We start from the raw sequence: 25106 nt of genomic DNA on the forward strand, positions 1-25106 counted from the left end.
TCTAACGAGAGTGCCATTTTATGAATGCGTTATAGTTCTCTTGACGATTGCATGCCATGTTGCTCATCAATGAATTTGCAATTTTCTTTCTGGTTTATGAAGAGGTGCCGGAACATGTCTTTGAAAAAACGAGTTCTGGCATTGGGACTGGCTTTTGCCATCATTGCTCCACAGGCGCAGGCAGCTTCGATTTTCCGAACCTTCAGCTATTATAATGTGAATGGAAAAACTGCAGAAGATCTCGATAAGGCTTTGTCACGAAGCGGGCCTTTTCTGAAAAAGACTGGCCAGCATCATCCGGGTGCCGCCGAGATACGTTTTGATGCTAAAGTTCGTTATGGCCGCGCCACAGGTCAGAAAGCCTGTAAGGTGCAGGATGTTTATGTGAACGTTCACGCTAAGGTCATGCTGCCACGTTGGAAACAGCGCCGCAAAGCTGAACCGGAAATCGCACTGATCTGGGATACACTTTATCAGGATATTCGCCGCCACGAAGAAAGTCATATCGTGATTGCCCGCAGCCATGCAAGCGAAATGGAACGTCAAATACGGTCCTTACGCAGCCGCAAAGATTGCGCTTCGCTCCGCGCTGACATTGATAAAGTAACGGAAAAGCTGATGGCAGCACATGATAAAGCGCAGGAAAGATTTGACCGTGTTGAAACGATCAATTTCGAGCGCCGCTTTGAACGCTTGCTAACATATAAGCTCGAAAAGATGGTTCAATAGCCGAAAATTACAAATGCCGCTGAGGTGCATGAACACACTTCAGCGGCATCCTTATATAATACAATCTTAGTTCTGGCGTTCTGGCACTCTGATCACAACACCATTGAGCTCATCGCTTACACGGACCTGACAGGAAAGACGCGAGTTGGGCTGCGGCTCGTAAGCGAAATCCAGCATGTCTTCTTCCATGGCATCTGGTCCGCCAACAACCTCGGTCCACTCTTCGTCAATATAAACGTGACAGGTTGCACAGGCACAAGCACCGCCGCATTCGGCATCAATCCCCGGCACGCCATTGCGAACAGCCGCTTCCATCACACTTGATCCGTTATCAGCCTCAACTTCAATGCGTGAAGCGCCATCGGCGGATACGAAGATAATCTTTGTCATTTTAAGTTCCTGAACACGCGCGTTCTGCGTGTTTGATAAGCTCATGCGATGCAAAGTGATCGCTGTGAGTTCTATTAATATCTTGCAGACGCAAATACGGCCTTATTCAAAGAGTTTCAACCGCCATAACCTGTTGTTTAAGCCAACTGCGCCAATATGCCGTTATGATCACATCTTCTGGGGTTAAACGCTGCCATTAGCATCCCACCCCTTGTCGGGACCACGATGAAAACATTAATATCGGCGTCAATAAGCCTATTCGATACGGGCACGATGCAGCAAAGTTGAATCAAACCCAAAAGTGCAGAATATTGCCAGTTCACTTTTTACGTGTATTTTTGTTAACGAATTGAAGAATAGATATTTTGGTTATAGGATAAGCGAGTGCGATTTCCACAGAATGATCATTAACTATGAAACGCCAGATTTCCGGGGTTTTATGCAACTCAGGTCATTTCTGTTAACCTTGTATTTAAAGTTTTACAGATCAAGCTTGGGCGCCTATTTCCTTAACAAGCCCGAGCCGATACGATGAAAAATGGCGGAGTAAGTTTTGTAACGGCTCTCAGTTGATCCGGCCGTCGCAGTAAAGAGTACGAGGTAGGCAAGGCTATGGCTTCTAAATCCAAGGCGCAAAAGCTCGACCACGAGGTTGAACAGGCACTTGAACATGCACTCGACATCGAATTCGGTGACGACTTTGACATTGATATGGATCTGAGTGCACTTGACGAAGAGTTCTCTGTTGATGACCTCGAAGAGCAGATTTCGCGCGCAGCCGAAGAACTAGTTGCTGAGCAGAACACGAAAGTGGTCGATGCTGCGACTGTTTCTCCTGTAGACATTACTACCGAAGGAACTGCGAAGGCTGAAGCGATTGCAACCGTTTCCGTCATTGCCAGCCCTGCCGCGCCACCCATGCCGCCAGTTGTTAATGCTGCCTTCCCAACTGCTAAGCCAGAAGCTGCCAATGTTGCGCCAAAGCCAGCCAACAAAGCAAAGCCTGCCGCTGAGCAAACTGCACCGAAGCCCGCCGCTTCGCCAGCGCCTGTTGTTGCTGCCACGCCTGCCGCAGCTCTTACACCGGCCAATGACGATTCCCGTAGCAGCCGTACAATCACTGCTGCGCCTCGCCGCGTAACAGAACGCTCTTCCAAGCTCTACTGGACGACAACTGCCATGAGCGTCCTTTGGGCCGCCGGCGGCGTTGCGATTAGCAAGGCAATCAGCCCTGACGTGTTTTCGAGCCTGCAGGCAACCACAAATTTCTTTTCCTCACCTGCTGGTATCGGCGTGATGGCTGGTGTCGCACTTCCAGTCGCGATGTTCTGGGGCTTTGCGCACATCGTTAAGCGCGCGCAGGAAATGCATGTTGCTGCACGCAGCATGTCGGAAGCAGCACTTAAACTCTTGCAGCCTGAAGCAGCAGCTGGGGATCGCGTATCGACGCTCAGTCAGGCTGTTCGTCGCGAAGTTGCTGCGATGAATGAAGGCATTGAACGCACACTTGCACGCGCTGTTGAGCTGGAAACGCTTGTTCAGTCTGAAGTCAATCAGCTAGAGCGCGCTTATACAGATAACGAAGTTCGTATTCGTTCGCTCGTGAGCGATCTTGGCAATGAACGCGAAGCTGTGGTCAGCCATGCGGAGCGCGTACGCTCGTCCATTACAGGCGCTCATGAGCAGCTCAAAGAAGAATTGTCGAGCGCTGCCAACATTATACGTGATAATGTTGCATCAGCATCTGAACAGCTCAGCTCTCTCTTGGGCGATTCCGGTGAGCGTCTGATCAGCAGCATTAATGAAAGCGGCGGTGCAATTGCTGATGCAATTGAAACGCGTACTGGCGACATTGCCACCCGCATCACGACTTCTGGTGAAGCTTTCTCAAGCCAGCTCGACTCTCGTATTACGACACTTGACCAGCAGTCGCGTGAGATTTCAGAACGCGTTAGCGCGGCACTTGATGAGCGTACCGCTGGCATTGCGACACTTCTTGGTGAAGCAACGCAGTCGATGGTCAGTGAGTTTGATGCACGTCTGACTCAGCTCGACACCACGCTTAATGAACGTGGTCGCTCGCTGCTTAGCGAGTTTGAAAACCGCGCTCATGCGCTCGATAGCAGCACGGAGAAGCTCAACGCGGCTCTTGAAACCCGCTCGCGTCAGATTAATGAAAACCTCATTGCACGTACCCGTGAGATTGCGGAAACCTTCTCAGGTGGCCGCAATGCACTGAGCACGATGATCGATGAGACAAAGGCAAAGATCAGTGATGATCTGACCTCGATCAGCGTCAGCGTCGGTAATGTTCTCAATGAAAATGCCACAGCATTTGCCGGTAAGTTGTCGGAAAGCCGTGATGTTCTTGCAGCGTCGCTTGAAGGTGAGACCGAGCGCGTTTCAGCTGTTATTCGCGGTCATGCCGATACACTTGCTGCCCGCACAAACGACATCGAAAGCGCTATCAACAAAAGCGCTTCGGCTCTCAATTCGGTTGCGGAACATCATGCGGCAATTCTCGCTGACAGAACCAACGTTCTTCAGGAAGAAATGGCAAACAATGCTTCGCGTCTTGATGCGACATTTGCTGATCACGCCCGTTCACTGGATGAACGCGCTGCTTCCCTTAGCGGTGTCATTGCCGGCAATCAGGCTATGCTTGCTCAGTTGATGGACGAACGCACAACAGCATTACGCGATAACTTCAATGAAAATCGCGAAGTTTTGGCGCGCACTTTCGATGAACGTGTTGCATCGCTAGAGGCGCTCATTGCTGGAAATCAGCAGGAGCTTGCTCGCGTGTTTGACGAGCGTTCGCATGCCATCAGCCAAACGATCGGTGCCAGCCGCGATGCATTCGAGGCGACATTTACCGATCACGTACAGCGCGTTGAAGAACGCACAAGCGGTCTTCGTTCGGTCCTGAACGATCACAATAGTGCCCTTGCCCAAATTCTTGATGGTCATGAACAGACCATTGAAGGTCGCACGGCTGCAATTCGTGAAACATTGACTGAAAGCACAGCTTCGCTGAGCCAGGCACTACAAGATCACGGAGATATTCTTTCGCAGCGAACAGACAACCTGCACAATGCGATTGAAAACAGCAGCGATAGCATCAGCCGCGTCTTTGAAGGCCAGACTGGTATTATCGAAGAACGCACGCAGACAATGGAAAAGGCGCTTGCGATTGGCGTCGATAATGTTCGTCGTGCTCTTGAGCAGAGTGCTGGCACGGTTGCAGGTTCGCTGCGTGACAAGATCACAGAAGCAGCAAGCATTCTTTCCGCAGAAGCTGCGAAAGCTGGTCAGTCGCTTGATGGATTTGGACAGAGCTTCACTGCTGATCTCAGCAATAATCTCGCCGCCACAGAACAACGCCTCAGCGAACGCGCAAATGCAATTGCATCCCGTATGTCCGAGATTGAATACAGCATTGCAGAGACCGCTGCCAAAACCAGCGAGACGCTGGCCGGACACGGTGAAGCCTTTGCTGCAAGCGTTGCTGAAAATCTGGCAGGCACAGAAGCTCGTTTGAATGAGCGTGCAAGCACCATTGCCGGCGGCCTTGAAGCCATTGAAAGCCGCCTCACCGGCGAGCTTTCGGCGATTGAAGCCCGTATTGCTGATACTGCAAGCAAGACAAGTGAAACACTGGCTGGCCACAGCGAAGCCTTCTCGTCGAGCGTTGCCGACAATCTCGCAGGCACCGAAGCGCGTCTTAACGAGCGTGCAAGCGCGATTGCTGTTGGCCTTGAAGCCATTGAAAGCCGCCTCACCGGCGAACTTTCAGCAATTGAAGCACGTATCGCTGATACTGCAACCAAGACCAGTGAAACGCTGGCTGGCCATAGTGAAGCCTTCTCAACCAGCGTTACTGAGAATCTGTCGGGGACCGAAGCTCGTCTTACCGAGCGCGCAGATGCTATTGCGACACGTCTGGGAGACATTGGTTCGCGTATCACTATGGAACTCGGTTCTGTTGAAGCGCGTATCGCTCAGGTAACGGATACAACTGCTGTTACCCTTGAAGAACGTACCCGCGAACTCAATGCGGTTCTCTCCGCTCGTTCGCAGGAGATTACGCAGATCCTCAACGATACTGCGGAACCTTTGGTTCAGCGTCTGGCTGATAGCGGTCGAGGCCTTGCAGAACAGCTCGAACAGGCAACCCATGCAGCAACCGATCGTCTGCGTGCGGAAAATGCTGCCCTCGTCAACGCACTGGCTAACCGTACAGCTGAAACCATTGCTGCGGTTCAGCAGGCAAAATCCGGTCTTTCGGAAAATGTCAGTGAGCTGATTGAACGCCTCTCGGCGTCGAATGGCGAACTTGGCAAGTTGATCGATGCGGCCGCGAACAACCTCAATAGCATCGATGGCCGCCTTGTCGAAACGACAAGTAACTTTGTTGAGAATGCAAACCGTGCAGCGCAGATGTTCCAGGCTTCGACTGGTCTCATTGATACAAATATAGGCACCCTTCGCGCACTCTCCGATGGAACTTTGTCGCAGATTGCAGATATTGCCGAGCGTTTTGAAGATCATGGAAAGGTTCTCGCGACTGCTTCCGATATGATTAACTCAGCACAGAACGGTCTTGCTGGTACGCTAGAAGATCGTCACCTGGCACTCGACAAGCTGGCTGCTGGTCTCGTTGAAAAATCGGAAGGCATCGAAAAGTTGATGCAGTCGTTTGAATCTGTTGTCACGCTCGCATTCCAGCGCGCCGAAGGCCAGACACGCACATCGGCTGAAAAGATGCGCGAAAGCGTCGCTGAGATCGTTGAACAGGCTTCCCAGAAGTTCTCTGCTGCTACCGACGATATTCGTCGCACTGCAACGGAAATTCGCAGCGAACTCGACACGACCCGCGGCGAACTCAAGCGCGGCGTTCTCGATATGCCCGCGGAAGCCAAGGAAACGACGAGCGCAATGCGCAGGGCAGTTGGCGAGCAGATCAATGCTCTGAAAGAGCTGGCTGAAATCGTCAATAAGTCGGGCCGTCTGGTCGATGTTGGCGAAAGCCGTGCAGATCGTCGGGTTTCGCGTCCAGTAGAGACACAGCGTGCAGCACCTGCTCCGGTTCAGGCGCCTGTAGCAGCAGCGCGCCCGCAGCAGGCAGACGTGGCAGTTCGCAGCCGCCCAGTTGAGGTTCCAAAGGTTGCGCAACCAGGACAGTCTTCCGAAAAACCACGCGGCTGGGTTTCTGACCTTCTTGCTCGTGCATCGGTTGAAGATGAAGTTTCTGCTCCTTCTCAGGCACAGCCAACACAGACCCCACGTTCGCCCAGCCATGTTGTTGAATCGCTCAACTCGCTCTCGGTCGATATCACTCGCGCAATTGATCATGAAGCATCGGTTGAATTGTGGGATCGTTACCGCCGCGGTGAGCGCAATGTCTTCACGCGTCGTCTTTATACCCTCAAGGGTCAGCAGACGTTCGATGACATCAAGCGTAAATATCAGACCGATGGTGAGTTCCGGCGCGCGGTTGATCGCTACATGGACGACTTCCAGCGCTTGCTCGAAGACGTTGCACGTAACGACCGCGACAACATGGTAACTCAGACTTACCTGACGTCGGACACCGGCAAAGTTTACACGATGCTGGCTCATGCAAGTGGACGTCTGCGTTAAGAAAAACGGACATAAATCAGAAAAACGCAGCCAAAATGCCGCTTCAGACTGCTGACAAACCCCTGGCGCGAGCTGGGGGTTTATGATTCACTGGGCCATGTTGAAGAAACCCGCTCCCGAACAGACGGCTCTCGAGATGGTGACACTAGATAGCCTGGTGCCGAAGGATCACCTGCTTCGCAAGATCGACGCGGTGATCGACTTCTCCTTCATTCATGATCGCGTCGCGAGGCTCTACTGCGCCGACAACGGTCGGCCGCCGCTCGATCCGACGCTGATGTTCAAGGCGCTGTTCATCGGCTACCTGTTCGGGGTGCGCTCGGAGCGTCAGTTGGTGCGCGAGATCGAGGTGAATGTCGCCTATCGGTGGTTCTTGCGCATGAAGCTGACGGACCCGGTCTTCGAGGCCTCGACGCTTTCCCAGAACCGTCGCCGCCGCTTCAACGACACGTCCGTGGCGCAGGACATCTTCGATGCGATCGTGGAGCAGGCGATCCGCCATGGCCTGGTGGATGGCACGGTGCTCTATACGGATTCGACCCATCTGAAGGCCAATGCCAACAAGGGCAAGTACGATCTGGTGATGCTGAAGAAGTCGCGAGCCGACTACTGGGCCGATCTCGACCGGGCGATTGAGGCCGAGCGTGTGGCGCACGGCCAGAAGCCGTTGAAGGACAAGGAACGCGAAGCTGAGGTGAAGGAAACCAAGGTCAGTCATACCGATCCCGATAGCGGTTACATGGTCCGCGACGGTAAGCCTAAGGGTTTCTTTTATCTCGATCACCGCACGGTCGATGGCCGCCATGCCATAATCACTGATACCTATGTGACGCCAGCCAATGTGCATGACTCCATCGTCTATCTCGAACGATTGGACCGGCAGCGTGAACGCTTCGAATTCACTGTCGGCGCAGTCGGTCTGGATGCGGGCTATGCCACGGCAGGCATTGCTAGAGGTCTGGAGGGGCCAGAGGTCTGGAGGGCAGGCAAATCCTTGGCGTGACCGGCTATCGCAGGCCGACCCCGCCCAAAGAGGGGATGGTCGCCAAATCGAAATTCGTCTACGAGCCCGAGGCGGACGGTTATCGCTGCCCTCAAGGCCAGTTACTCAGCTACGCCACCACCGACCGCAACGGCTACAAGCACTACCGCTCGGACCCGTCAGTGTGCTGCGACTGCCCGCTTCTGGCATCGTGCACCGCAAACGCCAAGGCGGAGCGGACCATTACCCGGCATGTCTGGGCTGATGCCCGAGAGCGCACCGGCATGAACCGCAAGACGACGTGGGGCAAGGTGATCTACAAGCGGCGCAAAGAGACGGTCGAACGCTCGTTTGCCGATGCCAAACAGCTACACGGGCACCGCTATGCCTCTTTCGCGGTCTCATCCAGGTCAGATGGCAATGCCTGCTTGCAGCGAGCGCCCAGAATATCAAGAAGATCGCAATGGCGATGACGAAAACCCCAAAACCAGCTTGGGGATGAGGGCTCTCAAGCCCACTTCAAACTCCGCCCACCCAGCCCCGAAAACACCATCTGAACACGCACTCACAAAACACCAAAAACCCGCCAAAAAAATCGACGGGTTTGTCAGCAGTCTGAGGCCCGCTTAGGCGGGCTTTTTACAATTATGCTTTGCGCAGACGCAGCAAATCCGGCGGCGTTGCTTCCTCTATGAGACGCGCAATTGCCTGATCCAGTGTCATCGATTCCTGATCGCGTGACCCCAGACGACGCATATTGACCGTCTTTTCTTCCGCTTCACGCATACCGCAAACCAGAATGACCGGAACCTTCTGAACCGAATGCTCACGGACCTTGTAGTTGATCTTCTCGTTGCGAACGTCAGTCACGACCTGCAAGCCAGCAGCTTTAAGCTTGGCTGCAACTTCAGCAGCATAACCGTCAGCTTCGGATGTAATGGTTGCTACAACGACCTGAATTGGAGCGAACCAAAGCGGCATATGACCAGCAAAGTTTTCGATCAGAATCCCGAGGAAACGTTCCATCGAACCGCAGATTGCGCGATGGATCATAACCGGCTGAGTCTTTTCCGAATTGCTATCGATATAGAATGCGCCGAAACGCTCCGGTAGGTTGAAGTCAACCTGAGTTGTTCCGCATTGCCATTCACGACCGATCGCGTCTTTCAGCGTATATTCGAACTTCGGACCGTAGAAGGCACCTTCGCCCGGCAAAATGCCGGTCTTGATGTCGTCCGACTGTTCCTTGATCTGCTCAAGAACCGTCATCATCACGCTTTCGGCGCGATCCCACAATTCGTCCGAACCGACGCGCTTTTCAGGGCGTGTCGAGAGCTTGATCGTGATCTCCTTGAAGCCGAAATCCTTGTAGACCGACAAGATAAGATCGTTGATACGCAGGCATTCCGCAGCCATCTGTTCTTCGGTACAGAACACATGCGCATCATCCTGTGTGAAGCCGCGCACACGCATCAGACCATGCAAAGCACCCGAAGGCTCGTAACGATGCACATTGCCAAACTCTGCAAGCTTTATAGGCAGATCTCGGTAAGACTTAAGACCATGCTTAAATATCTGAACGTGACCCGGGCAGTTCATTGGCTTTAGTGCAAATACGCGGTCATCGTCGGTATCATCACCGGCAACCGTGACCTTGAACATGTTGTCGCGATACCAACCCCAGTGACCTGAAGTTTCCCAAAGCGACTTGTCCAGCACCTGTGGTGCGTTGACTTCTTGATAGCCATGGCTATCGAGACGACGACGCATATAGGCCACAAGCGTCTGGAACATGCGCCAGCCTTTGGCGTGCCAGAACACAACGCCCGGACCTTCTTCCTGGAAATGGAACAGATCCATTTCGCGGCCCAAACGGCGGTGATCGCGCTTTTCGGCTTCTTCAAGCATATGAAGATAAGCGTTGAGATCAGCGTCATTGGCAAATGCTGTTCCGTAAATACGCGTCAGCATTGGATTGTTTGAATCGCCGCGCCAGTAAGCACCTGCAACCTTCATCAACTTGAAGGAGTTACCGATCTGACCTGTGGACGCCATATGCGGGCCACGGCAAAGATCGAACCATTCGCCCTGATTGTAGATCTTGAGATCCTGACCTTCAGCGATCGCATCAACCAGTTCGACCTTATAGCTCTCGCCCTTATCGGCAAAAACCTGCTTGGCCTTTTCGCGTGACCAGATCTGCTTGGTGAACGGCTTGTTGCGCTGAATGATTTCGCGCATTTTCTTTTCGATCACCGGCAGATCATCGGGTGTGAACGGTTCATTACGCGCAAAGTCGTAATAAAAACCATTCTCGATAACCGGACCAATTGTAACCTGTGTGCCCGGGAAAAGCTCCTGCACGGCTTCTGCAAGAACGTGTGCCGTATCATGACGGATCAATTCAAGCGCACGCGGGTCTTCGCGGGTCAGAATTTCAATTGCACCGGAAGCGCCAAGCGGATCAGACAGATCGCGCACGGTGCCATCTACGGCGTAAGCCACGGCCTTTTTAGCAAGTGATTTGGAGATTGATTCAGCTAACTCGAAACCGGTTGTTGCAGCATTATATTCGCGCACCGATCCATCAGGAAACTGCATGGAAACATTCGACATCGTATTGTCCTTATCCAGTCCCGCCAACGATTGCGGGTGGTTAGTCATGAAACGATCCTGCTTTGAATTGGCAGAACCATCTATATGTTGCTTGCACAACAGGAAATGAAGACCGGCTAATAATCTTTTTTGGCCATTACGTAAAGCAAAAGCACCGTGGCAAACTGCATCACGGTGCTTTCAGGACGTCTCAAATTTGGCTGAAATCAGTTGCGAATAGCCAAACACGGAACACCCTGCAATTTGAGCTGGGTACAGGTCCTTTGCGCAGCATCTGAATCTTTAAAGCCGGTAAAGCGAACGCGATAAAGCTTGCGACCACGCGGCGCGGTCGAAATCTCAGCTTTGGTGCCCGGCACCAACCGGTCTACGACTGGCAAATATTTCGCCTGCAACTCGTCCGCACCTTTGCGCGATGGCGTCATACCGACCTGAACACGCCATGGCGACGCTGCAGGATTAACCAGAAAACCACCATCGCCCTGCTCTATCTTGGAATCATCGATCATATCCGAGACGGCATCTTCTTTTGGCTCAGGGGGCTTAATCTGCGTGACGATTGGCAGAGCATTTTCAATTGGCGCAGCAAAGGCAGTCAATTCACGTCCTGCAAATCCGGCTCCTTCTGTGCCAAAGCGCGTGAGGAGCTTCGACATGCGATCATCGCGCTCACGTGACGATCCGGCACCAAGAACAACGCCAACAAGATGCTTGTTGTTGATGATTGCGGATGAAACCAGATTATAGCCCGAGACATCGGTATATCCGGTCTTAATGCCGTCAACGCCCTGATAACGATACATCAGATTGTTATGGCCGTTAAATGGACGGCCTTTATATTCAAACGAACGCTGTGAAAATAACGCATATTCCTGAGGAAAATCACGGCGAAGCGACATTCCAAGCACCGCCATATCGCGGGCAGTTGTCAGCTGTGGCAAATGCCCTGTCAAACCCGATGGATTGACGAAATAAGTGCTTTTCATACCGAGATTTCGGGCTTTCTGCGTCATCAAACGACCGAAACCTGCTTCCGAACCGCCAAGATACTCGCCCATAACTGTCGCTGCATCATTGGCCGATACGATGATCATGCCATTGATAGCGTCACGAACAGAAATCGTCTCACCGGGCTTAAGATAAAGCTTCATGCGGACTTTCGCCGAAGCATTCTTTGTCACCGGCATTTGATCATCCCAATGGATACGACCTGTCTTCAACGCTTCAAATGCCAGATAGAGCGTCATCATTTTGGCCAGCGATGCTGGCGCGTGTTGCTCAGTTGCTCCGTCCTGCCCCACCACTACGCCCGTATCCGCATCAAATACGACCCAAGAAACATTGGCCATGGCGCTGGTTGCACAGAAAACACTGGCAGAAAGCGCAACACCGGCAACAAGCTGGGCGATGCGGGAAGACGATTTATGCATGATGGCTCGCAAGACTAGAAAACACGATGCAAATGCAGCTGAAATGCGGCGTCAAAAAGACGTTGGTTAAAACTGATTTGCGTTTCCTGATAAAACAGAATTACCATTAACGAATTCTAATCAACGCGAAATTCATCAACAGATTTTATGAAAGAATTTAATTTTTGGGTGACGAAACGCGCCAATAGCGCCACGGCAAATACCACTTGAAATAAGGAATTAATTCTCTCGGCACGGGATCAAAACCGTGGGTGCCCATCGGCCCACAACGCATGATCCGGAAAAGCCCCATCCAGCTGCCACTCCACAAGCCATATCGTGCTACAGATTCGTAGGTATATTCGGAACAGGTTGGCATATGGCGGCACGAATTGCCGATGAAGGAAGAAAGTGTGAGCTGATATAATCGTATCAAACTCGTACCCAGCACCCTGCCCGGCGTTTTGCGCCACGGATCGCTGAAGTTGCGGGTCTGGCGCGTTTTGCGCCTCTCGGCATCACCCGTGTGATGTTTCCCGCAACCACACATCAGGCAGCTTGCACCTTTTCTTCGATTTGGCGAATGCAATCAACGACCGCATCAAACGTCAGAAGCGTAGAAGCGTGACGAGCCTTATATTCGCGCACTGGCTCAAAATATTTTAAATCCTCAAATCGACCTTCAGGTTCAGGACCGTTTTCCTTCAGCATTGCATACATTGAATCGCGCACTGCCCTAAGCTCTCCGGACGTACAGCCAATAACATGCCGTGCCATAACCGACGATGACGCCTGCCCCAATGCGCAGGCTTTTACCTCATGCGCAAAGTCCGTAACCACGCCATCATGCATCTTAAGATAGACCGTGAGGGTTGAACCGCACAATTTTGAGTGAACGGTCGCAACGGCATCCGGGTCAGCAATGCGGCCAAGCTTTTCAATATTCCCTGCAAATTCAAGGATACGTTTATTATAAACATCGTCGATCATTGAGACGAACCTTCTGCCTTGCCGGATAAATACGTAAATTGTCGCCCGGTTACGGTTTGAAGTTGCATTTTGCGCTCTATATAATAGGCAAGTCGCGACTGCGCCATGGTCAGATTATCACATGGTTATGAAGTCGCATAAATTCCTGTCCGGCAACTTGGTGTTGTCGGATCAATACACCGCACGCTCAGACCTCTCATAACTGAGCGCATCGTTGTATTGTCCGTTTAACTCGTCTCCTCTTTGAAGGAGGCTACTGGAGAATAACGATGGACGCGCGCATCAAAAAAATCCGTGACGAATCTATTGTATCAGCACAATTGCAAAAGCCAACGCAGGCTGAAGCAGAGGCCGCTGTGCGCACCCTCCTTCTCTGGGCAGGAGATAATCCTGATCGTGAAGGTTTGCTCGATACGCCAAAGCGTGTAGCGAAGTCCTATAGTGAGCTTTTTGGCGGTTATGCCGAAAGCCCTGAAGAGGTGCTTGGCACCACCTTTGAAGAAGTATCCGGCTATGACGATATGGTGCTGGTGAAGGATATTTCCTTCTTCTCACATTGCGAACACCATATGGTGCCGATCATTGGGAAGGCACATGTCGCTTATCTGCCAGATGGAAAAGTGCTTGGTCTGTCTAAAATTGCCCGTGTTGTTGATATTTTTGCGCGTCGCCTGCAAACGCAGGAAAGCATTACGGCTCAGATCGCTGACAGCATTCAGCGTATATTGAAGCCACGCGGCGTTGCCGTATTGATTGACGCTGAACATATGTGCATGGCGATGCGTGGCATTCGTAAACAAGGGGCAAGCACGATCACCACGACCTTTACCGGCGATTATAAGACAGACGTGAACGAACAGGTTCGTTTCATGACTCTTATTCGTAAGTAAGTATATTATCAGGCGCAAAAATGAGTAGTTTTCCAGCACAACCTTCCGACAAGAAGGCAATTGAAGAAGGCGCGGTTTTCATGCCGCGCTTTGACGCTTCCGGCCTTATCACGGCGGTCGTCACTGACGCGCAAGATGGCGAGTTGCTCATGGTCGCTCATATGAACGACGAAGCGTTGCGCCTGACGCTTGAAACTGGCATCGCGCATTACTGGTCGCGCTCGCGATCCAAGCTTTGGAAGAAAGGCGAAACGTCTGGCAATCTTCAAAGCGTTATCGAACTGCGTACTGATTGCGATCAGGACGCGTTGTGGCTGAAAGTCCGCGTAGCTGGCGATGGCCCAACCTGTCACACGGGTCGCCGCTCGTGTTTTTACCGACAGGTTCAGTCCGAAAATGGTCAAGTTAGCCTTTCAATTGAAGGCTCCTGCGATCACGACCACTAGAGCGCGCCCAGAAAACCATTTCGCACCTTTCGTAATGCGCTTTAATTTTTCCGAGCTGTTATTTTTAACATTTATTGTTTCGCTACAGTGTTTTGATAAACTCGCCGAAACAAGAGGTGTTGATCGATATGTTCCCTTGGGGTCAAAAGCGTAAAGCAGCCAGTTCGCAGCCTTCGAACATCGAAGGTGCCGAAATTGCCAAGCCTCAAGCCCGACCTGAGCCACGACGAATCGCACTCGCATTAGGCGGCGGCGCAGCGCGCGGCTGGGCTCATATCGGCGTGCTTCGCGCTCTTGATGAAGCGGGTATCGAAATCGAAATGATCGCCGGTACATCAATCGGCGCACTGGTTGGTGGTTGCTATCTTGCAGGCAAGCTCGATCAGCTGGAAGAGTTTGCACGTAGTTTAACACGACGGCGCATGTTCAATCTTCTGGACATAACCTTGCGCGGCAGCGGACTTTTCGGTGGCATGAAGCTTGATAGTCGTATGCGCGAACACCTTGATGGTCTGCGTCTCGAAGATCTCGACCGGCCTTTTGTTTCCGTCTGCACCGAATTGCGCACAGGTCATGAAATCTGGCTCTCTACAGGCCCGCTGGTCGAAGCCATGCGCGCATCCTATGCCTTGCCCGGTATATTCGAGCCAGTTCGCTGGCAGGAACGCATTCTTGTTGATGGAACCCTCGTCAATCCTGTGCCCGTCTCTGTCTGTCGCGCTTACGAGCAGCGGTTGGTGTTGGCCGTCAACCTGCATTACGATCAGTTCGGACGTGCTGCAGTCATCAAACATGCGCAATCGCATCCAGATACGTTAAGCGAGATGATTCATGGCGGAAACGAAGGCCGCCTTGGTATTACTGGCGTTATGATGGAAGCTTTCAACATCATTCAGGACCGCATTTCCCGCGCCCGTATGGCTGGCGATCCACCTGATGTCTCCTTGATGCCAACTGTTGGACAAATCGGCCTTGCGGACTTTCACCGCGCCTCGGAAGCAATCGATATTGGTTATGCAGAAACGATGAAACGATTGGAAGATATCAGGCGCCTACAGAGCATAACTGCTTAATAACGCGATATTTCAAAAAAGATTGAAACTAACTAAAGAATAAGCTTGTGCCTCTCTGATCGATTTGCTAGACGGCTCATCGCTGACAGTGTTCAGCTTCTACCACACAGTGCGGTCGTGGCGGAATTGGTAGACGCGCAGCGTTGAGGTCGCTGTGGGGCAACCCGTGGAAGTTCGAGTCTTCTCGACCGCACCATTCTCTTCCAAAATATTTTATCTGCTCTTGTTGAAGCTTTGCTATCTGGTTTACTTCAGATGATGCGAAGCTTTTTGCATTTTAAAATCATGTATTTAAGAGTTTTATGAATTAATTTCATTCAATTGTTATGAACTTGAAGAATGGCCTTGTGCAGTCGAAATTGTTTTGCTAAATGCCCTCTCGCTGACATTGTTCAGCTTCTACCACACAGTGCGGTCGTGGCGGAATTGGTAGACGCGCAGCGTTGAGGTCGCTGTGGGGCAACCCGTGGAAGTTCGAGTCTTCTCGACCGCACCATCCTATTCAAAAATAATAGTTTGTTTTGCGCTTTTTTCAGCTGCATCAAACCATCTCAACTACCTAAACAAAACCCCGCCTAAAGCGGGGTTTTCTATTATTTATCGATGCTATGTTCACCCAGTTTTGGCGAGCGCTTATCCAATTTCAGTTCGGCGTCCGAGAATCGGATTGGCGTACGCAAGCCCGGTACACCATCGGGATCGATTCTCATCTGGCGCGCGATGAATTGCGGATCAGCAAACACGTCTTCAACCGTGTTGATCGGCCCGGCGGGCACCCCTGCCTTAGCAAGCGCTTCCAGAATATCATCCCGTAACCATTGCGTTGTACGCTCTTCAAGCATTGCCGTCAGTGCATCACGATTGGCGACGCGCGATGCATTGGTGAGGAAGCGCGAATCGCGCGCAAGTTCACCGATTCCCAGCAAAGCCGTCAGTTTTGCAAACTGCCCGTCATTGCCACAGGCGATAATGAAATAACCGTCCGATACAGGCAGCGTCTGATAAGGCGCGATATTGGGATGCGCATTGCCCATACGCTTGGGCGAAACGCCGGATGCCAGATAATTCATCGCCTGATTGGCAAGAACCGCTGACATGCAATCAAACAGCGCCATATCGATATGCTGACTCTTGCCCGTGCGCTCACGCATGATGAGAGCTGACTGGATAGCGATGACGCTGTACAGCCCAGTAAAAATGTCTGCGAAAGCCACACCAATTTTCTGCGGTTGCCCGTCCGGCTCGCCAGTCAGATCCATGATGCCGCCCATGCCCTGGATCATGAAATCATAACCCGCACGTTGTGCATAAGGCCCGGTGTGACCAAACCCCGTGATTGAGCAATAAATCAGCCGCGGATTGATTGCTTTCAGGCTTTCATAGTCGAGGCCGTATTTATCAAGACCGCCGAGCTTGAAATTCTCAATCACCACATCCGCATCGGCAACCAGCTTGCGCACAAGCTCCCTGCCCTCATCAGAGCGAAAATCAGCAATAATCGATTGCTTGCCACGATTACAGGCGTGGAAATAGGCTGCCGACTTTTCGCCTTCAACCTCGATAAATGGCGGCCCCCATGTGCGGGTGTCGTCACCTTCAGGGCTTTCGACCTTGATGACGTTGGCACCAAGGTCGGACAGTGTCTGTCCGACCCATGGACCTGCCAGAATGCGAGCCAGCTCAATGACTTTAAGACCCGCAAGCGGTGTATTCTGCATTTCTCAAAACCTTTCCGGCGATCAGAAGAAGGCCTGAATTCCGGTCTGCGCACGTCCGAGAATCAGCGCATGAACATCATGCGTACCCTCATAGGTGTTGACGGTTTCAAGATTCTGAGCGTGGCGCATGACGTGATATTCGATCTGAATACCGTTGCCGCCATGCATGTCGCGAGCCTGACGCGCAATATCGAGCGCCTTGCCGCAATTGTTGCGCTTAACGATGGAAATCATTTCGGGCGCCATTTTGCCTTCGTCAAACAGACGGCCAACGCGAAGCGATGCCTGCAAGCCGAGCGTAATTTCAGTCAGCATATCGGCAAGCTTTTTCTGATAAAGCTGCGTTCCAGCCAGCGGCTTGTCGAACTGCTTGCGATCGAGACCATACTGACGCGCGCGGAACCAGCAATCCTCTGCCGCGCCCAGCACACCCCATGAAATTCCATAGCGCGCACGGTTGAGACACCCGAACGGACCCTTAAGGCCCGATACATTCGGCAACAATGCATCTTCCGATACTTCCACGCCATCCATAACGATTTCGCCAGTGATCGACGCACGCAACGAAAGCTTTCCGCCAATCTTGGGGGCAGAAAGACCCTTCATGCCCTTTTCAAGCACAAAACCACGGATCGCACCGTCATGGGCAGTCGACTTGGCCCAGACCACGAAAACGTCGGCAATCGGCGAATTGGAAATCCACATTTTTGAACCGCTGATGCGATAGCCGCCATCGATCTTGTCGGCGCGGGTTTTCATGCCAGCAGGATCGGAACCGGCATCAGGCTCGGTGAGACCAAAGCAGCCGATCAATTCGCCGGAAACCAGACCCGGCAGATATTTCTTGCGCTGTTCGTCGGAACCAAAAGCATAGATCGGATACATGACGAGCGACGACTGAACGCTCATCATCGAACGATAGCCGGAATCGATGCGCTCGACTTCACGTGCCACCAGACCATAGGAAACATAGCCAGCATTGGCTGCGCCGTATTCTTCGGGAAGCGTTACACCAAGAAGACCAGCCTGCCCCATCAGCCGAAACAGGTCCGGATCAGTCGTTTCATCAAGATAAGCTTTTTCAATGCGCGGCAGCAGAACATCGCTCGCAAAAGCCTGCGCCGAGTCGCGGATCATCCGCTCGTCTTCGGTCAGCTGCTCATCAAGCAGAAATGGATCTTCCCAGTTAAATGCGGCACGCGACATGAATAATCTCCTCAAATTTGGTTGATGAGACTATGGCGCAGCATTATGCGACATGCAATTTACGTTTACTCATCTAACTATTCCATTTAGTAATAGATGATGATTTCACTTTCGAGACGCCTGCTTCCTTCTACAAGTGCGCTTGCAGCCTTTGATGCAGTCGCGCGCTATCAGAGCTTTTCGAGCGCCGCAGAAGAGCTGTCTTTAACGCAAGGTGCAGTTAGTCGTCAGATCGCTTTGCTGGAAGAACAACTTGGCGCTGCTCTGTTTGACCGCACCAGCCGCCATGTTTTACTGACCGATGCCGGACGTGCCTATCTGAGTGGGATAAGCCCTGCCCTTGCCTCCATTCGCGCGGCCTCATTGCAGGTCATGTCGCAAATGCGTGGGACAACGCTCAATCTTGCATTTCTGCCGACCTTTGGAACTCGTTGGCTGATCCCAAGAATCCCGCGTTTCGTCGCGCAATATCCGGATATTATTCTGAATTTTGCCACCCGCATTGGCCAGTTCGACTTTGAACGCGAGGGCCTTGATGCGGCAATCCATATTGGCCAACCGGACTGGCCAAATGCCGATTGCACATTTCTTATGGAGGAAACCGTTGCGCCTGTTTGCAGTCCAGCTTTTCTGAAACAGCACGCCATCACAGAGCCGAATGACCTGTTGCGCCTGCCGCTTTTCAACATGGCATCACGCCCTGGAGCATGGAGCCACTGGTTCAAAAGCCTCGACATTGCAGCACCGGTTGCGGGCGGAATGCGCTTTGAGCAGTTCTCAAATGTCTCTCAGGCTTGTGTCGCAGGTCTTGGGATTGCACTGATGCCGCTGTTTCTGATCAGTGCCGAAATTGAAAGCGGGCAGCTTGTCGTGGCCTATCAGCACACAGTCAAAAGCCCGAGCAGCTATTACTTTGTGACACCGCAGGCGCGTGCAAACACGCCTGCGGTCAAAGCTTTCCGCGATTGGCTTCTTACTGAGGTCAATCGCGAGTTCGAACCTCACGCCATCGAGTTGCTGACGATCTCATAAGAACGAAGACGCTGCTGATGGTCATAGATCATGCCCGTCACCATCAATTCGTCCGCACCAGTGCGTTCGGCAAATTCGCGAATGCCCTTGTCGACGGTTTCAGGACCGCCCACGACACGACATGATAGCATCTGGCGAACCAATGCCTGTGCGGAAGGATCAAGTTGCTCCTGATAACCCGCCACAGGCGCAGGCAACTTGCCCGGACGGCCGCTGCGCAAGTTCACAAATGCCTGCAATTGCGATGTGAACAGATGATGTGCTTCTTCATCCGTATCCGCTGCAATGACATTAAGCCCAAGCATAACATAAGGCTTCTGCAGATATTCGGACGGCTCAAATCGTTCGCGATAAAGCGCGACGGCGCGTTCCATGTCAGCCGGTGCGAAATGGGAGGCGAAGCCATAAGGCAGTCCCAGCATCGCAGCCAGTTGCGCGCCAAACAGGCTCGAACCGAGAATCCAGACAGGAACATTCAACCCCGCGCCAGGAACTGCCTGAACGCGCTGGGCAGGATCAGCTGGCTTGAAATAATTGAGAAGCTCCACGACATCGCGCGGAAAATCATTGGCACTGCTTTCCAGATTTCGGCGAAGCGCATGTGCCGTCAGCTGATCGGTGCCGGGCGCACGACCGAGGCCCAGATCGATACGACCCGGAAACAACGAAGCCAGTGTGCCGAACTGTTCGGCGATTACCAATGGCGAATGGTTCGGCAACATGATGCCGCCTGCACCAACGCGAATGGTGGACGTGCCCGCTGCCACATGGCCGATAACGACCGAGGTAGCCGCACTGGCAATACCGGGCATGTTGTGATGCTCGGCCAACCAATAGCGTGTGAAGCCCAGTTTTTCGGCCTGCTGAGCAAGCTCCAGCGTATTGCGTAGAGACTGTCCGGCATCGCTGCCTTCAGGGACGGGTGAAAGATCGAGTACGGATAAAGGTATCATGCTGGCTCATATGGTGTGAAACAGTTGGAATGCAACTTCATCCCAACAAAAAGGGCGACCCGTATAAGGCCGCCCTTAAACTGTTTATTCAATAAAAGTTTCAGTGATGAGAAGCATGGTTTGGTTGCGAACCATCCTCACTCTCTGGAATAAACTCACCCACCACGTCTTTTTCGGCGATGAACGTATAAAACATCGGAACCACGAACAGCGTGAAGATCGTCCCGATGGTGATACCAGTGAAGATCACCAGACCCATTGAATAACGGGCAGCAGCACCCGCGCCGCTAGCAAGAATCAGTGGCACAACACCAAGAGCCATAGCAGCCGTGGTCATCAAGATCGGGCGAAGACGCGTTTCGGCAGCTAGGATAATCGCCTCACGACGCGAATGCCCATGCAAACGCCGTTGCTGATTGGCGAACTCCACCATTAGAATACCGTGTTTGGTTATCAGCCCTACAAGCGTAATCATGCCGACCTGCGTGTAGATATTGATCGTACCCAACCCAAGATTAAGCGGAACAATAGCGCCGAAGATCGAAAGCGGAACCGACATCATGATGATGAAAGGATCGCGAAAGCTTTCAAACTGCGCTGCCAACACAAGATAAATCACAACAACGGCAAGGCCGAATGCGATCAGAATCGTGTTGCCCTGCTCGACTTCCAGACGTGACTGGCCGGAATAATCCAGGAAGAAGCCTTCCGGCATTTTCGAACGTGTCAAATCAACAAGTGTTTGCAGGCCTTGTCCCGTCGTTACGCCCGGCAGAGGCAAAGCGGAAATTGTTGCAGAATTTAGCTGATTAAACTGTTCAATTGCTGCCGGAGCACCAGCCTGTGTAATCTTAATCAGAGCCGAAAGCGGCACCATTTCGCCCGAAAGACTGCGAACATAGAAGTCGCCCAGCTTTTCCGGGTTCGAACGATACTCATCGGGAACCTGCGTGATGATATCGTAGCTGTTTGAATCACGGTCAAACTTCGCCACCGAAGCACCACCCGTTAAAAGCCCAAGCGTCGAACCAATATCGCTGACCTGAACGCCCAGCGTCGCTGCGCGATCACGATCAATTGAAATTCGTGTTTGCGGTGAATTAAAAGATAGCGAATTCTGAACCACAATATACTGGCCAGTTGCCTGCGCTTCGTTCTTAATTTGCTCTGCAAGTTCAAAAACCTGATTGGCAGGGCCAGTCGATTGAAGAGCGATCGAAATCGGCAGACCACCACCCGTCCCCGGCAAGGAAGGAGGCGCAAAGATAAATGACTGAACACCAGCCACTTTCGTGAGGCGCTCGGTCAGTTCCTGCTGGATTTGCTTTTGCGTGCGACTGCGATCGTTCCAGTCATTGAGCACCCATAGCGCAATACCAGAATTTGTACCGCCATCCATGCCCACAATCTGAAATCGCGTTTTAAGATCAGGCGTATCTTTCGTCAGCTCATCAATTTCCCGCGCATACAAATCTGTATAGGCGGACGTCGCATATTGTGGCGCATTTATAAGGGCAAACAGCGCACCCGAATCTTCTTCTGGAGCCAGCTCGCTTGACGTCTTCAAAAAGAGAAATCCGGTAAGTGCTACGAGTGCAGCAACAATCAAGAGCGTTACCGGCCGGTAATTGAGAGATCCAGAAACCAGACGATGGTAGAATTTTTCAAGTTTGCCAAACGTCTTATCGATGAACTTTTGAAACCGCGTTGCCTCACCATGCTTGAGCAAACGAGCACACATCATCGGCGATACTGTGAGAGCAGCAATGCCGGAAATGATAACTGCGCCCGCAAGCGTAAATGCAAACTCCCGGAACAGCGAGCCAGTCAAACCACCCGTGAAACCGAGTGGTGCAAACACCGCAGCCAACGTGATCGTCATCGCAATAATGGAACCGGTAATTTCCTTCATACCTTTGAAGGCGGCATCCATCGGACGCAGTCCCTCTTCAATATGCCGGTGGATATTCTCAAGCACCACGATCGCATCATCGACCACCAGACCAATCGCCAGAACCATCGCGAGCAGCGAAAGAAGATTGATCGAAAAGCCCAGAATATAGAGGAAGAAACAAACCCCAATCAGTGAAATCGGAATGGTAACGATTGGAATAAGAACCGACCGGAACGATCCAAGGAACACGATGATAACCAAAATAACGATAGCAACAGCTTCGCCAATGGTTGTGAAAACTTCGTTGATCGACGAACTAATTTGCTCGGTTGCATCGTACACCAGAACAATCGTCATGCCTTCCGGCAACGAGCTCTGAATTGATGGCAATTCCTTGCGCACCGCGTTTGCCATATCAATTGGATTGGCGGCAGGTGTTGGAGATACACCTACGAACGTGCCCGCAGAACCGTTGAAAGAGACAATCGTGTCAGTGCTTTGAGCGCCAAGTTCAACGCGTGCAACATCGCGCAATCTTACGATTTCATCACCAGAAGACTTAACCGGCATAGCACCGAAAGCCTCAGGCGTTTGCAACGTCGATTCAAGTGTAATCGATGAAGCCACATACTTGTTCTTCGTCTTTCCAGGGGCTGAAAGGAAGTTAGACGCCTTGATTGCAGCCAACACTTCGGACGCTGTTATCTGTCGCGCAGCAAGTTGAATAGGATCAAGCCAGATACGCATCGAATAGACCTGACCACCCAGAATTGCGGCACTTGCCACACCCTGAATTGTGGACATGCGCGGCTGGATAACCCGTTCTAGATATTCGGTGATCTGCTCATTGGTCATATTCGGATTCTGAGCTGCGAGATACATCGTCGCAAAGCTCTGGCCCGTACCTTTGGAAATCACCGGATCATCAGATTCATCTGGCAACTTACCGCGAACCTGATTGACCTTGGCGATAACTTCCGTAAGTGCCGCGTCGGGATTTGCACCAAGCTTCATCTGAACGGTGACAGTGCTGGATGATGGGCGGCTTGATGAGGTTACATAATCAATGTTTTCGGTCGTCGCGACGGCCTCTGCGATTGGGGCAGTGATAAAGCCTTGAATAAGCTCGGCGCTCGCGCCCGCATAAGTTGTCGAGACCGTGATCACGGTTTCATCTACCTTTGGATATTCACGCACTGAAAGCTGAGCAATCCCCTGTAAACCCAGGAGAATGATCATAAGCGCGACCACAGTGGCAAGTACGGGTCGCCGGATGAAGATGTCTGAAAAGCTCATCGCTAGCGCCTATTTCTTGTCTGCTGCTGGGATCGGGTTCACAGCATTGTCGATTTTGACCGACATGCCAGCAGAAAGCCTGTTCTGACCAGCTGTGATAATAACATCGCCGTCTTTAACACCACTGATGATTTCTACAACCTCACCAAAACGGCGTCCAAGTTTAACGAACACCTGCTGAGCGGTCAGATTGTCACCGTCGTCGGATTTCTCGTCTTCCTTCTTTTCGGCACGGCGAACGGCAAAAACATAGTCACCGTAAAGGCTGGTTACGATTGTCGTCTGTGGCAGAGTAATGATGTTATCTTCTGTTGGCAGTTCAACACGAACCTGTAGGAACTGGCCGGGCGTCAACTTATGGTCCGGGTTTTCAACCTCAGCACGCACAGAAACCAGACGTGTTGACGGATCGATTTTAGGATCAATACCCGTAATTACACCGGAAAAATCAAGAGCCGCCATGCTCTGGCCCATCTTGATTGTCTGACCCAATTTGATCATCGGCAGCGACAATTCAGGGATTGTGAAATCAACCCGCATTGTATCGACCTGCTGCAGTGTCGCAATCACTGTGCCCGGCGTGAGATACTGACCAAGATCGACCTTGTTGATACCGATAATGCCGGAAAACGGCGCAACAACAAATTTCTGATCAAGAACGGCTTGCGCTTTTACAACTGCAGCCTTGTTGGCACTTGCGGTCGCTTCGGTGGTGTCTGCATCGGATACTGTACCGAAACCGCTCTTACGCAGACTCTGTGCACGCTTAAGGTTCTGATCGGCGAGAACAGACTGAGCTTCCGCCGCTGCAACATCTGCTTTCTCGATGCTGTTTTCCATTTCAAGCAGCAAATCACCCTGCTTAACGTCCTGATTGGCCTTAAATGCTATCTTTTGAACGATACCATTGAGCTGGACAGTCAAGTCTACGCCGTTTTTTGCATTTGCAGTTCCGATTGCCTCAATACCGGGCGTCCAGCTTGAAGGTGAGACTGTAATGGTCGAAACAGTCTGCGCCGGCTGTTTCATGTTCGCAAAATAGTCCTTAATGGCTTTCTCCCTGAACAGGTTGAAGCCAACGAGCCCCCCCACGACGATCACGAGAAAGATTATTGCCAGAATAAGGCGTTTGATCATTGCGGCTGCACTCCAGGGCGGCTCAAGCGCGTTTCTGCCTCAGCAAAAAATCGCGCGTATTTTACTTGAATGTTTGGATCAAATAACTGTACCGTCTGGACGGTATTGTCAACTATTGAACTGTCAGGAGCCTCACAGAATTGTCCACGAAGAAGAAGGTCTCTTCGCGCGAACGTATCCTTAAAGCGGCTGTTGAACTCGCTCAGGAAGTCGGCCCCGCACATATTTCACTCGACGCAGTGGCTGCTCGTGCGGGGCTTTCAAAAGGTGGATTGCTCTATTCTTTTCCGACCAAAGCCAAACTTTTGGAAGGCGTGGTCGAAGAATATATGAAGGTGCATGAACACGCGATGGAGGTTCAGGAGAAACTTCAAAGTGGCGGAAAGAATCAAGTTGCGCGTGCGTTTTTTGACGTTTTTCGCGTTCAGGCAGATGATGAACCACCAGCAAGCGGTATTTTGGCTGCTCTGGTCGAAAACCCGGATTTTATGATCCCGGTCAGACATTACCACCGCGCGCTGCTCGACCGCATGCTCGAAGATGCGTCGGATCGAAATCTCGTGCTGATTACCTATCTGGCAGTTTCCGGCCTCGAATGTGGTCGGCTGCTTGATTGCGATATTGTCAGTGACGAAGAGCGACATTCATTGATTTGCCGATTAGAAACGCTTCTCGAAGCTGGCTAATCGCTTCGTATAAAAA

16 protein-coding genes, 2 tRNA genes and 2 pseudogenes are annotated in these 25106 nt (G+C 51.9%); 10 read left to right on the forward strand and 10 right to left on the reverse strand.

The features are described 5' to 3' along the window. Nucleotides 1-114: 114 nt before the first annotated feature. Nucleotides 115-729, forward strand: coding sequence for a DUF922 domain-containing Zn-dependent protease (locus RI570_RS00735; protein ID WP_313826522.1), 615 nt, complete (start codon nucleotides 115-117; stop codon nucleotides 727-729). Nucleotides 730-795: 66 nt separating this feature from the next. Here the strand turns inward: RI570_RS00735 and RI570_RS00740 are convergent, their stop codons facing one another. Beyond that, nucleotides 796-1119 carry a 2Fe-2S iron-sulfur cluster-binding protein gene (locus RI570_RS00740; protein WP_313826523.1) on the reverse strand — a complete coding sequence of 108 codons (324 nt, stop codon included), beginning with the start codon at nucleotides 1117-1119 and terminating at the stop codon, nucleotides 796-798. Between the two features lie 612 nt (nucleotides 1120-1731). Between RI570_RS00740 and RI570_RS00745 the strand changes: the two are divergent. Together RI570_RS00745 and RI570_RS00750 are read left to right on the forward strand one after the other, a co-directional pair. Further along, nucleotides 1732-6645 (forward strand): annotated as a pseudogene (locus tag RI570_RS00745) (hypothetical protein); the annotation flags it as partial. Between the two features lie 214 nt (nucleotides 6646-6859). Continuing rightward, nucleotides 6860-8246 (forward strand): annotated as a pseudogene (locus tag RI570_RS00750) (IS1182 family transposase). Between the two features lie 143 nt (nucleotides 8247-8389). Here RI570_RS00750 and thrS read toward each other — a convergent pair. The 4 genes from thrS to RI570_RS00770 all read right to left on the reverse strand — a co-directional run bounded on the left by thrS (nucleotide 8390) and on the right by RI570_RS00770 (nucleotide 12759). Next, a complete protein-coding gene (gene thrS / locus RI570_RS00755; RefSeq protein WP_313828504.1) occupies nucleotides 8390-10360 on the reverse strand; it encodes a threonine--tRNA ligase in 1971 nt (656 codons plus the stop codon). A gap of 206 nt (nucleotides 10361-10566) precedes the next feature. Continuing rightward, nucleotides 10567-11790 carry a D-alanyl-D-alanine carboxypeptidase gene (locus RI570_RS00760; RefSeq protein ID WP_313826525.1) on the reverse strand — a complete coding sequence of 408 codons (1224 nt, stop codon included), beginning with the start codon at nucleotides 11788-11790 and terminating at the stop codon, nucleotides 10567-10569. A 157-nt stretch (nucleotides 11791-11947) separates the two neighbouring features. Next, nucleotides 11948-12319, reverse strand: coding sequence for a membrane protein insertion efficiency factor YidD (gene yidD / locus RI570_RS00765; RefSeq protein WP_313828505.1), 372 nt, complete (start codon nucleotides 12317-12319; stop codon nucleotides 11948-11950). Next, nucleotides 12319-12759, reverse strand: a complete 441-nt coding sequence (locus tag RI570_RS00770; RefSeq protein WP_313826526.1) for an iron-sulfur cluster assembly scaffold protein — start codon at nucleotides 12757-12759, stop codon at nucleotides 12319-12321. The genes yidD and RI570_RS00770 overlap by 1 nt, the downstream gene beginning before the upstream one ends. 269 nt (nucleotides 12760-13028) lie before the next feature. Between RI570_RS00770 and folE the strand changes: the two genes are divergently transcribed. The 5 genes from folE (at nucleotide 13029) to RI570_RS00795 (ending at nucleotide 15664) form a co-directional block, all read left to right on the forward strand. Next, a complete protein-coding gene (gene folE, locus RI570_RS00775) occupies nucleotides 13029-13649 on the forward strand; it encodes a GTP cyclohydrolase I FolE (RefSeq protein ID WP_313826527.1) in 621 nt (206 codons plus the stop codon). A gap of 20 nt (nucleotides 13650-13669) precedes the next feature. Next, nucleotides 13670-14095: a phosphoribosyl-AMP cyclohydrolase gene (gene hisI / locus RI570_RS00780; protein ID WP_313826528.1), complete on the forward strand. Its 426-nt coding sequence runs from the start codon at nucleotides 13670-13672 to the stop codon at nucleotides 14093-14095. Nucleotides 14096-14223: 128 nt separating this feature from the next. Next, entirely contained in the window at nucleotides 14224-15168 is a 945-nt protein-coding gene (locus tag RI570_RS00785) for a patatin family protein (RefSeq protein ID WP_313826529.1), read from the forward strand. 111 nt (nucleotides 15169-15279) lie between these two features. Further along, nucleotides 15280-15364, forward strand: a tRNA-Leu gene (locus RI570_RS00790). A 215-nt stretch (nucleotides 15365-15579) separates the two neighbouring features. Continuing rightward, nucleotides 15580-15664: transfer RNA gene (locus tag RI570_RS00795), tRNA-Leu, on the forward strand. Nucleotides 15665-15761: 97 nt separating this feature from the next. Here RI570_RS00795 and RI570_RS00800 read toward each other — a convergent pair. After that, nucleotides 15762-16886: a CaiB/BaiF CoA-transferase family protein gene (locus RI570_RS00800; RefSeq protein WP_313826530.1), complete on the reverse strand. Its 1125-nt coding sequence runs from the start codon at nucleotides 16884-16886 to the stop codon at nucleotides 15762-15764. A gap of 21 nt (nucleotides 16887-16907) precedes the next feature. After that, nucleotides 16908-18092 carry an acyl-CoA dehydrogenase gene (locus RI570_RS00805; RefSeq protein WP_313826531.1) on the reverse strand — a complete coding sequence of 395 codons (1185 nt, stop codon included), beginning with the start codon at nucleotides 18090-18092 and terminating at the stop codon, nucleotides 16908-16910. A gap of 99 nt (nucleotides 18093-18191) precedes the next feature. Here RI570_RS00805 and RI570_RS00810 point away from each other — a divergent pair, with 99 nt between their 5' ends. Further along, the gene (locus tag RI570_RS00810; protein ID WP_313828506.1) at nucleotides 18192-19124 is read left to right on the forward strand and encodes a LysR family transcriptional regulator; all 933 of its coding nucleotides are present in this window, start codon (nucleotides 18192-18194) and stop codon (nucleotides 19122-19124) included. On the opposite strand, the gene RI570_RS00815 is transcribed toward RI570_RS00810, so the two are convergent. The 3 genes from RI570_RS00815 to RI570_RS00825 form a co-directional block, all read right to left on the reverse strand. Continuing rightward, entirely contained in the window at nucleotides 19094-20077 is a 984-nt protein-coding gene (locus RI570_RS00815; RefSeq protein WP_313826532.1) for an LLM class flavin-dependent oxidoreductase, read from the reverse strand. The genes RI570_RS00810 and RI570_RS00815 overlap by 31 nt on opposite strands. Before the next feature lie 100 nt (nucleotides 20078-20177). Beyond that, a complete protein-coding gene (locus RI570_RS00820) occupies nucleotides 20178-23267 on the reverse strand; it encodes an efflux RND transporter permease subunit (RefSeq protein ID WP_313826533.1) in 3090 nt (1029 codons plus the stop codon). 9 nt (nucleotides 23268-23276) lie between these two features. After that, the gene (locus tag RI570_RS00825; protein WP_313826534.1) at nucleotides 23277-24404 is read right to left on the reverse strand and encodes an efflux RND transporter periplasmic adaptor subunit; all 1128 of its coding nucleotides are present in this window, start codon (nucleotides 24402-24404) and stop codon (nucleotides 23277-23279) included. 140 nt (nucleotides 24405-24544) lie between these two features. Between RI570_RS00825 and RI570_RS00830 the strand changes: the two genes are divergently transcribed. After that, the gene (locus tag RI570_RS00830) at nucleotides 24545-25090 is read left to right on the forward strand and encodes a TetR/AcrR family transcriptional regulator (protein ID WP_313826535.1); all 546 of its coding nucleotides are present in this window, start codon (nucleotides 24545-24547) and stop codon (nucleotides 25088-25090) included. The last annotated feature ends 16 nt before the right edge of the window (nucleotides 25091-25106 follow it).

The organism is Brucella pseudogrignonensis, from assembly GCF_032190615.1.
Classification (GTDB): Bacteria; Pseudomonadota; Alphaproteobacteria; order Rhizobiales; family Rhizobiaceae; genus Brucella; species Brucella pseudogrignonensis_B.

Excerpts from the sequence above, each read along its gene's own strand:
- RI570_RS00820 (WP_313826533.1), bottom strand. The coding sequence starts at position 23,267 with ATGAGCTTTTCAGACATCTTCATCCGGCGACCCGTACTTGCCACTGTG.
- RI570_RS00740 (WP_313826523.1), bottom strand. The coding sequence starts at position 1,119 with ATGACAAAGATTATCTTCGTATCCGCCGATGGCGCTTCACGCATTGAA.
- thrS (WP_313828504.1), bottom strand. The coding sequence starts at position 10,360 with ATGTCGAATGTTTCCATGCAGTTTCCTGATGGATCGGTGCGCGAATAT.
- RI570_RS00805 (WP_313826531.1), bottom strand. The coding sequence starts at position 18,092 with ATGTCGCGTGCCGCATTTAACTGGGAAGATCCATTTCTGCTTGATGAG.
- RI570_RS00825 (WP_313826534.1), bottom strand. The coding sequence starts at position 24,404 with ATGATCAAACGCCTTATTCTGGCAATAATCTTTCTCGTGATCGTCGTG.
- folE (WP_313826527.1), top strand. The coding sequence starts at position 13,029 with ATGGACGCGCGCATCAAAAAAATCCGTGACGAATCTATTGTATCAGCA.
- RI570_RS00785 (WP_313826529.1), top strand. The coding sequence starts at position 14,224 with ATGTTCCCTTGGGGTCAAAAGCGTAAAGCAGCCAGTTCGCAGCCTTCG.
- hisI (WP_313826528.1), top strand. The coding sequence starts at position 13,670 with ATGAGTAGTTTTCCAGCACAACCTTCCGACAAGAAGGCAATTGAAGAA.
- RI570_RS00760 (WP_313826525.1), bottom strand. The coding sequence starts at position 11,790 with ATGCATAAATCGTCTTCCCGCATCGCCCAGCTTGTTGCCGGTGTTGCG.
- RI570_RS00735 (WP_313826522.1), top strand. The coding sequence starts at position 115 with ATGTCTTTGAAAAAACGAGTTCTGGCATTGGGACTGGCTTTTGCCATC.
- RI570_RS00810 (WP_313828506.1), top strand. The coding sequence starts at position 18,192 with ATGATTTCACTTTCGAGACGCCTGCTTCCTTCTACAAGTGCGCTTGCA.
- RI570_RS00815 (WP_313826532.1), bottom strand. The coding sequence starts at position 20,077 with ATGATACCTTTATCCGTACTCGATCTTTCACCCGTCCCTGAAGGCAGC.
- RI570_RS00800 (WP_313826530.1), bottom strand. The coding sequence starts at position 16,886 with ATGCAGAATACACCGCTTGCGGGTCTTAAAGTCATTGAGCTGGCTCGC.
- yidD (WP_313828505.1), bottom strand. The coding sequence starts at position 12,319 with ATGTGTGGTTGCGGGAAACATCACACGGGTGATGCCGAGAGGCGCAAA.
- RI570_RS00770 (WP_313826526.1), bottom strand. The coding sequence starts at position 12,759 with ATGATCGACGATGTTTATAATAAACGTATCCTTGAATTTGCAGGGAAT.